The organism is Curtobacterium sp. MCJR17_043 (assembly GCF_003224315.2).
Taxonomy (GTDB): domain Bacteria; phylum Actinomycetota; class Actinomycetes; order Actinomycetales; family Microbacteriaceae; genus Curtobacterium.
This window is the reverse complement of the sequence record NZ_CP126259.1, coordinates 1,272,082-1,284,787: the sequence shown is the minus strand read 5'-3', so window position 1 is coordinate 1,284,787 and position 12,706 is coordinate 1,272,082. Positions and strand designations below refer to the sequence as shown.

General features: G+C 72.0%; 11 protein-coding genes and 1 tRNA gene. 5 read left to right on the top strand and 7 right to left on the bottom strand.

Annotated elements, in window-relative coordinates; genetic code table 11:
* Positions 1-95 precede the first annotated feature (95 nt).
* Entirely contained in the window at positions 96-725 is a 630-nt protein-coding gene (locus DEJ15_RS06750) for an acyl-CoA-like ligand-binding transcription factor (RefSeq protein ID WP_284175960.1), read from the bottom strand.
* A 102-nt stretch (positions 726-827) separates the two neighbouring features.
* Here DEJ15_RS06750 and DEJ15_RS06745 point away from each other — a divergent pair, with 102 nt between their 5' ends.
* Positions 828-1,766 carry an aldo/keto reductase gene (locus DEJ15_RS06745; protein ID WP_110823702.1) on the top strand — a complete coding sequence of 313 codons (939 nt, stop codon included), beginning with the start codon at positions 828-830 and terminating at the stop codon, positions 1,764-1,766.
* 254 nt (positions 1,767-2,020) lie between these two features.
* Here DEJ15_RS06745 and DEJ15_RS06740 read toward each other — a convergent pair.
* From DEJ15_RS06740 to DEJ15_RS06730, 3 genes are all read right to left on the bottom strand, one after another.
* Positions 2,021-2,098, bottom strand: a tRNA-Met gene (locus DEJ15_RS06740).
* A gap of 63 nt (positions 2,099-2,161) precedes the next feature.
* Entirely contained in the window at positions 2,162-5,212 is a 3,051-nt protein-coding gene (locus DEJ15_RS06735) for a UPF0182 family membrane protein (RefSeq protein WP_181419402.1), read from the bottom strand.
* A gap of 202 nt (positions 5,213-5,414) precedes the next feature.
* The gene (locus DEJ15_RS06730; RefSeq protein ID WP_284175957.1) at positions 5,415-5,999 is read right to left on the bottom strand and encodes a S16 family serine protease; all 585 of its coding nucleotides are present in this window, start codon (positions 5,997-5,999) and stop codon (positions 5,415-5,417) included.
* A 307-nt stretch (positions 6,000-6,306) separates the two neighbouring features.
* Between DEJ15_RS06730 and DEJ15_RS06725 the strand changes: the two genes are divergently transcribed.
* From DEJ15_RS06725 to DEJ15_RS06715, 3 genes are all read left to right on the top strand, one after another.
* On the top strand, positions 6,307-6,486 hold the full coding sequence (locus DEJ15_RS06725) for a hypothetical protein (protein ID WP_284175955.1): 180 nt from the start codon (positions 6,307-6,309) through the stop codon (positions 6,484-6,486).
* 143 nt (positions 6,487-6,629) lie between these two features.
* Positions 6,630-8,066: a zinc-dependent metalloprotease gene (locus DEJ15_RS06720; protein ID WP_110823700.1), complete on the top strand. Its 1,437-nt coding sequence runs from the start codon at positions 6,630-6,632 to the stop codon at positions 8,064-8,066.
* A gap of 122 nt (positions 8,067-8,188) precedes the next feature.
* Positions 8,189-9,034: a hypothetical protein gene (locus DEJ15_RS06715; protein ID WP_284175953.1), complete on the top strand. Its 846-nt coding sequence runs from the start codon at positions 8,189-8,191 to the stop codon at positions 9,032-9,034.
* On the opposite strand, the gene DEJ15_RS06710 is transcribed toward DEJ15_RS06715, so the two are convergent.
* From DEJ15_RS06710 to DEJ15_RS06705, 3 genes are read right to left on the bottom strand one after another with little or no spacing between them, the layout of a single operon-like run.
* Positions 8,938-10,683, bottom strand: a complete 1,746-nt coding sequence (locus DEJ15_RS06710; protein WP_181419403.1) for an ATP-dependent helicase — start codon at positions 10,681-10,683, stop codon at positions 8,938-8,940. The two genes, DEJ15_RS06715 and DEJ15_RS06710, sit on opposite strands and share 97 nt — an antisense overlap.
* Positions 10,680-10,934, bottom strand: a complete 255-nt coding sequence (locus tag DEJ15_RS18075) for an NAD(+) diphosphatase (protein WP_349814860.1) — start codon at positions 10,932-10,934, stop codon at positions 10,680-10,682. Before DEJ15_RS18075 ends, DEJ15_RS06710 begins: the two co-directional genes overlap by 4 nt.
* Positions 10,935-10,959: 25 nt before the next feature.
* Entirely contained in the window at positions 10,960-11,616 is a 657-nt protein-coding gene (locus DEJ15_RS06705; RefSeq protein WP_349814838.1) for an NAD(+) diphosphatase, read from the bottom strand.
* 81 nt (positions 11,617-11,697) lie between these two features.
* Between DEJ15_RS06705 and DEJ15_RS06700 the strand changes: the two genes are divergently transcribed.
* Positions 11,698-12,696, top strand: coding sequence for a phosphotransferase (locus DEJ15_RS06700; RefSeq protein ID WP_110823996.1), 999 nt, complete (start codon positions 11,698-11,700; stop codon positions 12,694-12,696).
* Positions 12,697-12,706 lie beyond the last annotated feature (10 nt).

The window sequence follows — 12,706 nt, the reverse complement described above, 5'->3', positions numbered from 1 at the left end:
GCGACCGCGTCGACGGCGGCGGCGCGGACGGTCTCGAGGTTCGCGGCAGGGTCGTCTCCGGGGGGCGAACTGCGCCGCGGCGATGGTCAGTGTCGTCACGGTGCCAGGCTAACCACGCCGGGCTCCGTCAGGACCGGACGTCGAGGACGTCGAACGACCGCCGCAGGATCCCCACGACGTCGTCGCCGCCCTCCGCCCACCTCGCCACCGAGACGTCGAAGCACCCGAGCGCGGCCTGCACGACCGTCCGCGCACGCAGGTCGCCGTCCGTCCCCCCCGAGCCGGTCGACCACCAACGGGAGGAGCACCTCGGCCCAGGCGTGGTGCTTCTCGGTGTTCCGCGCCCGGAGCGACGGTGTGCTCAGCATCACCCGGACGGAGCGCCGTCCGGTCTCCGGATCGTCGTCACTGCCGTGCTCGAGCATCGCCACGAAGGCCTCACGCAGGGCGCTCCAGACCGGTTCGTCCGCCGGACGTGCGCCGAACGCCGCGGCGAGGGCGGCACCGTGCCGGGCCGGGTCACCGATGACCGCGTCCTCCTTTGCCGGGAAGTACCGGTGGAAGCTCCGTGCCGAGATGCCCGCCTCCGCAGCCACCTGCTCGACCGTCACCCGGTCGAACCCCTCCGCGTCGAACCGGGCGATGGCGACCGCGGCGATGCGCGCTCGCACTGCATCGCGGGCGATGTCCCGTAGTCCGGGCCGTGCCTCCGCCGTCTCGCTCATGGTTCGATCGTACCCCTGAGTCAGCGTCTGCCGTAGTTGACAGACTCTGCCAAGTACGGCGTACAGTGCCACTCGAACCACGATCCGTTCCAGGAGGACGACATGCAGCAACGAACACTCGGACGACAGGGCCTGGTCGTCAGCGCGATCGGCTACGGCGCGATGGGCACGACCTTCGCGTACGGCCCCGGCGACGACACGGAATCCGTCGCCGCGATCCGGCACGCGCACGACCTCGGCGTCACCCACTTCGACACCGCGGAGCTCTACGGCTGGGGAAGCGGTGAGCGGCTCCTCGGCGCCGCACTCGCCCCGATCCGCGACCAGGTCACGATCGCGACGAAGTTCGGCTTCACGGACACGTACGCCCCGAACTCGCAGCTCGACCACATCCGCGACGTCGTCGACGCCAGTCTGCGCAACCTCGGCACCGACTCGATCGACCTGCTCTACCAGCACGTGCACGACCCGCAGGTCCCGGTCGAGGACGTCGTCGGCGTCATGCAGGAGTTCGTGCAGGCCGGCAAGGTCCGCTACCTCGGCCTGTCGAACACCGACGCCGAGAACATCCGCCGGGCGCACGCGGTCCACCCGATCTCCGTGCTGCAGACCGAGTACTCGGTCTTCGCCCGCGAGTCGGAGGACCTGTTCCCGGTCGTCGACGAGCTCGGCATCGGTCTCGTCGCCTACTCACCCCTGGCACGCGGCTTCCTCAGCGGCGCAGTGCGACCGCGGAGCACCTACGCGGAGGACGACATCCGCCAGTGGCTGGAGTGGTGGGCCCCGGAGAACTGGGACGCGAACACCGCGGTCGTCGCAGGGCTCACCGAGCTCGCTGCGGAGAAGGACGTCTCCCTCTCGCAGCTGGCGCTCGCGTGGATCCTGGCGCAGCGCGACGACATCGTCCCGATCCCGGGATCGCGGAACCCGGGGCGCGTCGCCGAGAACGTCACGGCCGCTGACGTCACGTTCACCTCGGACGAGCTCGCGCGCATCGACGCGCTCGGTCGCGGCGTCCGTGGCGCACGCGCCACGAGCTGAGCGAGCGACCGCGTCCTGGCAGGACCGGTGACGGACGGGAGGCCCGGTGCCAGCTGGCGCCGGGCCTCCCGTTCGTTCTCCACGCACCCCGGCGTGTCGACCCCGACGGCGGACGCGACGATGAGCCACGACGAGCAGAGGACGTCCGGAGGCACCGGACGGCGCGAGCGCGCCGGGATCGGCTTGAACGGGCAGAGGGGCCGGGAACACGAAGAAGCCCCGGTCCGTGAGGACCGGGGCTTCTCGTGTCGCGTTGGTTGCGGGGGGCAGGATTTGAACCTACGACCTCTGGGTTATGAGCCCAGCGAGCTACCGAACTGCTCCACCCCGCGGCACATGGAAAACACTACACGGGATCGGGCGGGGTGCCAAATCGAGCACCCCGCCCGCCCGCATCAACCGTCGGAGCCGCTGCCACCCTGCGCTGCGATGGCGTCCTCGACGGCCTCCTGCAGTCGCTGGTCGGCCTCGGCGGCGGCGACCAGGTCGTTGTCGGCGTACGCCTGCTCACGAGCCCGGAGCGCCTCGTCCGCTTCGGACAGCGCCTGCTGCAGGTCCGGCGTCGCAGCGCCGGAGGACGACCCACCGGTCGCGCCGCCGGTCGCACCACCGGTGGCACCGCCCGTCGAGCTCCCACCCGTCGACGTGTCGGAGCCCTCGTCGTCGGAGTCCGAGTTCCCCGCAGCCGCACCGGAGTCACCCGCGGCCGCGCCCGAGTTGCCGCCGAACAGTTCGTCGAGCGCCTCGTCGAGCGTGTCCTCGAACGCGATCTTGTCCCCGAAGGCCACGAGCACCTTCTGCAGCAGCGGGTACGACCCACTCGACGTGGACTGCACGTACACCGGCTGCACGTAGAGGAACCCACCACCGACCGGCAGCGTCAGCAGGTTGCCCTGCTTGACGGTGCTGTTGCCCCGCTTGAGGATGTTGAGCTCCTGCGAGACGGCCGGGTCGGAGTTGAACAGGTTCTGCACCTGCGACGGGCCGGGGATGCTGTCGGTCTTCGGGATCGTCAGCAGCGTGAGCTTGCCGTAGCCCTCGCCCTTCTTGCCCTTGCCTGCCCCGCTGGCGTCGGATCCGACGGCCAGGTAGCCGGTCAGCACGTTCCGCGCGTTCGACGACGAGTTCTGCTTCGGGATGTAGGTGCTGTACAGCGAGTAGGCCGTGCCCGCGCCCGGCACCTTCATCGTCAGGTAGTACGGGTCCTGCTGGTCCGGGTTCGTCGCCGTGGTCTGCGTCCCGAGCGCGTTCGTGGTGTTCGCGTTCGTCCCGGTGGTGGTGCCCGCCGAGTCGGCGTCCCCGGCGCTCGTCGAGGTCGAGGTCGGGTCGACCGGCGTCGTCCACGCGTCGTCGCCCGAGTAGAACGAGTTCGCGTTGGTGACGTGGTACGTGCCGAGGATGCTCCGCTGGACCTTGAACAGGTCGGTCGGGTAGCGCACGTGGGCGAGCAGGTCGGCGCTCATCGCGGACACCGGCTGCAGCGACGTCGGGAAGACCTTCTGCCACGTCTCGAGCACCGGGTCCTTCGTGTCCCAGGCGTAGAGCGTGACCTTGCCCGTGTAGGCGTCGACCGTGGCCTTCACCGAGTTCCGGATGTAGTTCACCTGGTCGGTGCGGAAGCTGCCGGAGTCGGTGCCGTTGATGCTGTCCGTCATGCTCTGGCTCTGCGAGTACGGGTACGCGTTGCTCGTCGTGTAGCCGTCGACGATCCACTTGATGCGGTTGTCGACGATCGCCGGGTACGCGTCCTGGTCCAGCTTCAGGTAGGGCGCGACGTTCTGCACGCGCTTGACCGGGTCACGGTCGTACAGGATCTGCGAGTCGGCGTTGACGGCGTTCGACAGCAGGATCTGCTCCGACTGGAACTTCGCCGCGTAGACCAGGCGGTTGAAGAAGTTGCCGATCTTCGGTCCGCCGTCCGCCGCGTAGGTCGTGGTGGCGTTGCCGTCGTCGTCGTCCGAGCCGGACGGGTAGTCGAGCTCGACGTCCTTCGTGCCCTCCGGTGCCCCGACGATCGAGTACGCCGGCGAGTTCTCGCCGAAGTAGACGCGCGGCTGGTACTTGCCGAGGGTGTCGCCGGCCGGGATGCCCGACTCGATGAACACCGGCTTGCCGTCGGATGCCCGCTGGTTGCCGTACGCCGCGACGACGCCGTAGCCGTGCGTGTAGACGAACGTCCGGTTGTACTGGGTGGCCGAGGCACCGAGGCCGTCGAGGTCGATGTCACGCACCGCGAGCACGGTGTCCTCGGTCTTGCCGTCCACCTGGTAGCGGTCGACGTCGAGCTGGTCGGGGAACTTGTAGTACTGCCGGTACTGCTGGAGCTGGCTGTACGTGTCGGAGACGATCTTGGGGTCGATGATGCGGATGTTCGCCGTCGTCTGGGCGTCCTCGGACAGGGCACCGGTCGTCGCCGTGGTGGTGGCGTCGTAGTCCTGTTCCTGGACCCCGGCGACGTTGTAGGCGTCCCGGGTGGCGTCGATGTTCCGCTGGATGAACGCGGACTCGAACGAGCGCTCGCTCGGTGCGACCTGCAGGCGCTGGACGATCCAGGGGTAGATCCCGCCGATGACGATCGCGGACACCAGGAGCAGCCCGGTCCCGATGATCGACACGCGCCAGCGGCCGATGACCGCCGTCACGATGAACAGGATCGCCACGATCGCCGCGATGCCCGCCATGATCTCGCGGCCCGGGATCGTCGCGTTCACCTCGGTGTACTGCGCGCCCGTGATGAGGGAGTTGTCCTTCGTCAGCGCCGTGTACTGGTCGAGCCAGAGACTGGCGGCCTGCAGCGCGATGTAGAGCGCGGCCGTGATCGCGAGCTGGATGCGCGCGGCCTTCGAGATGCGGACCTCTCGACCGCCGAAGCGGATCGCGCCGTACAGGTACGTCGCGGCGAGCGCGGCGAGGCCGGCGATGAGCACGACGGCGGATGAGTACGCCACGACGGCGCGCCAGAACGGCAGCTCGAAGACGTAGAACCCGACGTCGAGCCCGAACTGCGGGTCGGTCTTGCCGAACGGCGTCCGGTTGAGGTACTCGAGGACGGTGCTCCAGCGCGGTGCGGTCGCCAGACCGGCGAAGACGCCGAGCACCGCGGGGATGCCGAGCACCACGACGCGGCGCAGCGGCTCGATGACCTGCTGGTAGCGGTCGAGCTGCGCGTTGAGCTTCGCGTAGACCGGACGGAACCGGAAAGCGAGGACGATGCTCAGCCAGACCGGGATCGCCATGCCCAGGAAGCCGGCGACGAACATGGCCGTCCCGGCGAGCCACCGGGTGGTCAGGACGCGCTCGAACCCGAGCTGCGCGAACCACGCGTAGTCGGTGTACAGGCTGGCGAAGATGAAGAAGCCGATCACCAGTGCGGCCAGCACGATGATCGTGACCACGATCGGGACACGCGGCGAGCGCCGTCCCGCGGTGGACGAGGTGTTCGTCACTTGTTGTGCTCCAGACGTGTCGGACCGGCGGCGCCGGCAGGCCGAGCCGTCAGTGCTGACGATCCTATTCGTCCCGGCCGACAGTGAACCTGTGCCGCATCTCAGGATCGCGCCCCGGGCCTCCCGGCCCAGCCGTCCGGGCCGTCCGTGCCGGTCGTCCGGGAGGCCGGCGGCCCGGAGACCGCGGCAGCGCGCCTGGCGCTCAGGAGGTGCAGCGCTCGAGCCCGGCCGTGCTCCGGCCCGCCGCGATCGTCTCGAGGTCGGTGACCGCCTGGTCGAGCGTCGAGACCGCGTACACGTCGAGGCCGTCCGGTACGTGTCCGACCACCTCGTCGCAGTTCGCCTTCGGGGCGAGGAACACCGTGGCGCCCGCCGACTCGGCGCCGTGGAGCTTCTGCCGGATGCCGCCGATCGGTCCGACCGCGCCACCGGCGGTGATCGTGCCGGTCCCGGCGACGTGCTCGCCGCCGTTCAACGCGCCGGGCGTGATCTCGTCGATGATCCCGAGCGCGAACATCATGCCCGCCGAGGGCCCGCCCACGTCCTGCAGCGCGATGTCGACGTCGAAGGGGAAGTCGTAGTGCTCGACCACGCCGACGCCGAGCAGCGCGGTGCCCTGCTCGGTCCGCGGGGTGACCGAGAGCTCCCGCGTCGCCCCGTCCCGCTCGACGGTGATCGTCGCCGGTGCGCTCGTGCCGTGCTCCGCGACGAGCTGCCGGAGGGTCGACGCGTCGGAGTTCGTGGTGAGGGACGTGCCGTCGAACGCCGTGATGACGTCCCCCCTCACGGACCACGCCGTCGGCCGGGGAGCCCTGCTGCACGGTGCCCACCTCGAGTTCGCTCGGGACCTCGAACCCCTCCTGCACGAGGGCCGCGGCGACGGAGGACTGCTGGGAGTTCGTCATGTCCGCGGCGTCCTGCTCGTTCACCTGCTCGGTCGTCCGTCCGGGCGGGTAGATCGCGCTCGCGGGCACCACCGCCTCGGACTCCGAGAAGAGGGCGCGGATGACGCTCGTCCACGGCGGCCGTTCGGTCGCCGTGCCCTGCACACTGACCGTGAGCATGTCGAGCGCGCCCGACGTCGGGTAGGTGCGGTGCCCGTCGATCTGGATGAGTTCGACGTCCTTCGCGTCCTTGCCGGTCCCCTGCCGCTGCGTGCCGATCGTGTTGAACACCGGGCCGGGCATCTCGATGAGGTACGGGCTCGGCAGCAGGCTCGCGACGACCGCCAGGACGAGGGCGCCGACGACGAAGGCCCAGCCGACCGTCCGTGAGCGCGAGCGACGACGGGGGGGCGGGGGGCGAAGAGGGTCACACGGGTCCTTCCGGAGGCTGTTCGCCCACGGCGCAGCCGGACGGGCGGTTGCCCGGGCCGGTCCCAGGCACGGCCTCACGGGCAGCGGTTAGCGTAGTCGGCATGCCTGATCAACCGCAGCCGGGGCCGGACGACGACTTCCGGGAGATGCTCCGCAAGCTCCTGTCCGGCGAGGGCCAGATCGACCCGTCGCAGCTCGCCGGAGCCGCCGGCCTGCCGAACGACCCGACCTTCGTCGCGAACCTCATGAGCCAGCTCCAGCGGGCCGCGCAGGACGGCGGCGACGGCATCGACTTCACCGTGACGGCCGAACGCGCCGCCACGATCGCCCGCGAGGGCGAGCAGCCGCTCGACCCCGCCACCGCGCAAGCAGCGGCGCAGGCCTTCCAGGTCGCGGCGCTCTGGCTCGACGAGGTGACCACCGTCGCGGAACTCACCTCGACACCGAGCGTCTACACGCGCGAGCAGTGGGCGAAGGCGACCGCACCCGTGTGGTCGCAGATCGCCGAGCCCGTGGCGTCGAGCATCGCGACCGCCCTCACCGAGGCGATCGACCAGCGCGCGCCCGAGGAGCTCAAGCTCATGCTCGGCGACGTCTCGAAGGCCATGCGCGGGGTCGGTGGTGCGCTCTTCGCGATCCAACTCGGCCAGGTCGTCGGGCAGCTCGCCAAGGAGGTCGTCTCCGGCGGCGACGTCGGCGTCCCGCTCCTCGACGAGCAGGTCGCCGCGCTCGTGCCGCAGAACGTCGCCGAGTTCGCCGAGGGCCTGGACGTCCCGGCCGACGAGGTGCGCATCTACCTCGCCGTCCGCGAGCTCGCCCACGCCCGACTGTTCCGCTCGGCACGCTGGCTGCGGCTGCACATCATCTCGTCGATCACGGAGTACGCCAAGGGCGTGCACATCCCGTTCGACCGGGTCGAGGAGTCCCTGTCGGGCATCGACCCGACCGACCAGGAGCAGCTGCGGGACGCGCTGGCCTCCGGGGCGCTCATCCCGCCGCGGACCCCGGAGCAGGACGCCGCCCTCGCCCGACTCGAGACGATGCTCGCGCTCGTCGAGGGATGGGTCGACACCGTCACGGCCGCCGCGACCGCCCGTCTCCCCCGCTCCGGCGCGATCGCGGAGATGGTGCGACGTCGTCGCGCCGCAGGAGGCCCGGCCGAGTCCGCCTTCGCGACGCTGGTCGGTCTCGAACTCCGCCCGCGCCGACTCCGTGAAGCGGCCGCGATGTGGCAGCGGGTCACCGACGAACTCGGTGCCGGCGAGCGCGACGCGCTCTGGGCCGCGTTCGACCTGGTGCCCGGCTCGGACGACATCGACGCGCCGGAGTCCCTGGTCGCCCGGCTCCGCGACCCGTCGCAGACGCCGGAGGACGACGCGTTCGACCGAGCGCTCGAGGACCTGCTCAACGACACCACCGCCGACCGTCCGCACGAGGACGAGGACGGCGGCATCGAGGACTCCGGCATCGAGGACTCCGGCGACGGCCCGACGGCCGGGCCCGCCGACGGCGACCCGCAGGGCGGACCGCGGCACTAGTCACCCCGGTCGGGACGGGAGGCGCGACCCGCCTTGCGTCCCGACCGTCCGGCCCGCCTCGTCTTGTCCACAGATCGGCGTCCGGACTGCCCCGTCGGCGGTGCCTGCGCCAGCGTGGACGCATGGGCATCCGCATCGACCCGACGCTCGAGTTCATCTGGCGCGATCCGTGCACGGTCCAGCTCGGGGTCGACCCGCCGCGCGCGCTGGTCACCTTCCCGACGACGGCCGAGGAGCGCTTCCTCTGCGCGCTCCGGAGCGAGACCGGACGGGACGCGATGGCCGGGGTCGCCCGGAGCGTCGGCTGCCCGCCCGCCGTCGCGGCCCGGTTGCTCGGGGACGCCGCTCCGGCCCTGGTCGACCTGGACGCGGAGCCGGCCGCCCGGGTCGAGGTGTCCGGTGCCGGGCCGCTCGCGCAGGAGCTCGACCGGATGCTCACCGGTGACGGCGTGACCGTCGTGCGGACGTCGGTGCCGCGCGGCGGCCCGGTCCCCGAGCCCGACCCGCCGCCGACGCTCGCCGTCCTCGTCGCCGACCACGTGACCGACCCGACGGTCCGGGCCGCCTGGTGTCGCCGGTCGGTCCCGCACCTGCCGGTGGTGGTGGGCGACGGACGTGTCCGCGTCGGGCCGTTCCTGGTCCCGGGAGCCGGGCCGTGCCTCCAGTGCGTGGAACTCGAGCGCACCGACGCGGACCCCGCCTGGCCGGCGATCGCCGCGCAGGTCTGGGGCCGTCCCGTGGCCGCACTGTCGCCCTACCGGGCTGCGACGGTCGCCACGACGGTGACCCGGCTGGTCCTCGAGCGGCTCCCCCCTGGTGACCCAGTACCCGGACGCGCAGCAGCTCCTGGTGGACCGGACGGACCTGTCGGTCACGGTGCGGCGGGTCGCTCCGCATCCGCGGTGTGCGTGCCGAGGGCTGCCAGGAACCGACTCGCCACCCGGGCCCCACCCCGTGTGGACCCCTGACCGGACCACGTCAGCGTCAGGGAACGACGAGCACGGGTGATGCCGACGTAGAAGAGCCGACGTTCCTCGTCGACGCCGTCGTCGGTCGTCGCGTACGAGATCGGCAGCAGCCCCTCGGCGACGCCCGCGAGCACGACGTGCGGCCACTCCAGGCCCTTCGACGAGTGCAGCGTCGCGAGCGTGACGGCGTCGAGTTCCGGCTCGTGGTGGGTCGCGGCACGGTCCACCAGATCGGCCGTGAACTGCTGCATGGTCGTCCCGGCCGGCGAGGACTCGGCGAGCTGCATGATCGCCTGCAGGGCCTCCCACTGCTCACGCACGGCACCGGTGCCCTCCGGCGGGGTGCGCGTCCACCCGCTGATCTGCAGCACGAGCTCCACCCGGCGCAGGAGCTCGTCGTCGGTCTGCCGGACCGCCTCGCCGCGCATGTGGTGCACGGCGAGCTTCACCTCCGGGCGGTCGAAGAAGCGCTTCCCGCCCTGCACCCGGTACGGGATCCCGTTGCGGGCGAGCGCCGACTCGATCGCCGCGGACTGCGCGCCGACGCGGTACAGGACGGCGCACTCGCCGTACGCCGCCCCGCCGTCCACGAGCTCGGTGATGCGGCGGGCGATCGTCGCGGCCTCGTCCCCGTCGTGCGCGCAGGCGAGCACCGTCGGCTCCGGACCGGGGGCGGTCTCCTGCGCGACGAGGTCGAGCGCCCCCGGCTGCCCGCGCATGAGTGCGTTCGCCGCGTGCACGACCTCTGGGGTGGAGCGGTAGTTCCGTTCGAGCCGGAGCACGGACGCGCGCGGGAACTCCGAGCCGAACCCGAGCAGGTAGCGGCTGGACGCGCCGGTGAACGAGTAGATCGTCTGGCTGGCGTCACCGACCACGCACAGGTCGTCCCGACCGCCGAGCCACGCGCGGAGCAGGTCGTGCTGCACGGGCGAGACGTCCTGGTACTCGTCCACCACGAAGAACCGGTACTGCTGACGCACGTAGGACGCCACCCGGGGCTCGGACTCCACCATGCCGAGGGTCGCGAGCAGCACGTCCTCGAAGTCCATCTGCCGACGGTCGTCCTTGAGCCGCTCGTACGCGCGCATGAGGTCGACCACGCGGGACGGCGAGGTGTCGCGTGGCATCGTCCGCTCGGTCGCGGCGGACTCGTACTCGTCGTACGTGAGCCGCTGCACCTTGCGCCACTCGACCTCGCCGGCCAGGTCGCGGAGCGTCGGGGTGTCGACCCGCAGGCCGATGGTGTCCGCGGCGTGCGCGATCATCCGGCCCTTGGACTCGACGAGCCCGGGGGCGTGCCCGCCGACCGTGTCCGGCCAGAAGTACCCGAGCTGGGACATCGCCGCGGCGTGGAACGTCCGGGCCTGGACGGCTCCGGCGCCGAGGGCGCGCAACCGCGAGCGCAGCTCTCCCGCCGCCCGGGTGGTGAAGGTCAGCGCGAGGACGTGGTTGGGCGAGTACGTGCCGGTCGCGACCCCGTAGGCGATGCGGTGCGTGATCGCGCGGGTCTTGCCGGTCCCCGCGCCCGCCAGCACGGCCACCGGACCGAGGAGCGTCCGTGCGACCGTCCGCTGCTCGGCGTCGAGTGCGGCGAGCAGCGCGTCCGGGGTCGGGGTCGACGGGTCGCCGGCGCCGGGTGCGACCGTCACGGCAGGTCGAGCGGCCCGCCGTACCACTCCTCGATGATCACGCGGGCGATCGAGGTCCGGCCGGGCAGCAGGATCGTGTCCCCGGCCTGTTCGCGGATCTCGTCGCGGGAGAACCAGCGGACGTCGAGGATCTCGACACCGTCCGGCCGGGCGGCGGAGGGGTCGCCGTCGACGGCACGTGCGCGGAACCCGACCATGAGCGACGCCGGGAACGGCCACGGCTGCGAGCCGAGGTACTCCGGTTCCTCGATGGTGACGCCCGCTTCCTCGAAGACCTCACGCCGGACGGCGTCCTCGAGCGACTCCCCCCGGCTCGACGAACCCGGCGAGCAGCGAGTACCGGTTCGCGTCCCAGGCAGCGTTCGAGCCGAGCAGGATGCGGTCCTCGCCGTCGGTGATGCCGACGATGATCGCCGCGTCGGTCCGCGGGAAGTGCTGGTGCCCCTCGGGGTCGCGGCGGACCCACCCGCCCGAGGTCGACTCGGTCGCCGAGCCGGTCCGCGGCGAGAAGCCGTGCACCGCGTGCCAGTTCGCCATCGCGACCGCTTCGACCGCGAGGCCCTGGTCGCGGGCGGACAGCTCGGTGCCGAACATGCGCAGGTTCTCCCACGCCGCGGTGTCCGGTTCGATGGCGGCGGCAGCGTCGTCGTCGACGAGCGCCGCGACGAAGCGGGTGCCGGCCGGGGCGTCGGCGGCGTCGGCGACCGCGCGTCCGAGGTAGAGCAGCGTCGCGTCCTCGGGTACCTGTCCGGCGTCGACGAAGCGGAGCGCGCCGTCGCCGCCCCGGAGCATCGCGCCGGCGTGGACGGGCAGGAACCGCGTCGCCGGGTCGTCCCGCAGCACGCGGTCGAGGTCGGGGGTGGCGCGGTACTCGGCATCGCGGTCGAGCTCGTTGCGGGCGAGCGGCAGCCGGGCGGCGAACTCCACGGTCACGCGGATCTCCTCGTGGTCGACACGTCCCGGGCCAGCGTGGCGCGCACCGATCGGGTGTGCCGCGGACCTACCCTGATGGGCATGGCGGGATCGCAGTTCACTCTAGCCGCGTTGGCGACGACGGCCGTGCCCGGGCTCGTCCTGACCGGGACGCGCACGCTCGGCTCGGTGGCCGCCGGTGACTACGAGTCGGCGGTCGTCCGTGACGCGGAGGGCCACAGCTCGGCGATCCGCCGGCCCCGGAACCAGCGCGCCGAGGCCCGCCAGTCCGCCGACCTGGTGGCCATCCGCGCGCTCAGCGCCGGGATCCGCACGCGCCTCCCGTTCGCCGTCCCGGAGTACCGCGGACAGGCGCCGATCGGGTCGACCCGCGCCATCCTCACCACGTTCGTCGACGGCGAGCACCCCGCGCTCCGTGACCTGACGGAACGTCCGGAGCTGGCGACCAGCGTCGGCCGCGCGGTCGCCGCGCTCCACGTCCTGCCCACGAGCTTCGTGACGGACGCCGGCCTGCCGTCCCTGACGCCCTTCGAGGTGCTCCGCTCCGCGGTCTCCGTGATGGACCGGGCCGTCGCGACGAAGCTCGTGCCGGCCGCGCTCCAGGAGCGCTGGGAGGGTGCCGCGCGCGACCAGCAGCTCTGGCAGTTCACGCCGACCGTCGTCCACGGCTCGCTCGGCGTCGACTCGCTGCTCGTGCAGGGCGACGAGGTCACGGGCGTGCTCGGCTGGGGCGAACTCCGCCTCGGCGACCCGGCGAAGGACCTGGCCTGGGTGCTCGCCGGCCGCCGCGAGGCGTTCGACACGGTCCTCAGCGCCTACACCGCCGGCGGTGGCGGTCGGGACCGGCAGCTCGGGCAACGCGCCCGCGTGCACCACGAGCTCGAGACCGCCCAGTGGCTGCTGCACGGGGTGCAGGTGAAGAGCACCGAGGTCGTCGACGACGCGGTCGCGATGATGCACCGCCTGGCCGAGGCCGTCCACGCACCGTCGGCCGCACCGCTGCAGGCGGTGTCGCCGGAGACGATGGAGATCGGCGAGGTCGAGCAGCTGCTCTCCTCGACCGAGCGCCGGCACGGCTGATCCGGCCTGG

Coding starts and splice junctions, on each gene's coding strand:
- DEJ15_RS06750 (WP_284175960.1), bottom strand. CDS start 725: ATGAGCGAGACGGCGGAGGCACGGCCCGGACTACGGGACATCGCCCGC.
- DEJ15_RS06745 (WP_110823702.1), top strand. CDS start 828: ATGCAGCAACGAACACTCGGACGACAGGGCCTGGTCGTCAGCGCGATC.
- DEJ15_RS06720 (WP_110823700.1), top strand. CDS start 6,630: ATGCCTGATCAACCGCAGCCGGGGCCGGACGACGACTTCCGGGAGATG.
- DEJ15_RS06715 (WP_284175953.1), top strand. CDS start 8,189: ATGGGCATCCGCATCGACCCGACGCTCGAGTTCATCTGGCGCGATCCG.
- DEJ15_RS06700 (WP_110823996.1), top strand. CDS start 11,698: ATGGCGGGATCGCAGTTCACTCTAGCCGCGTTGGCGACGACGGCCGTG.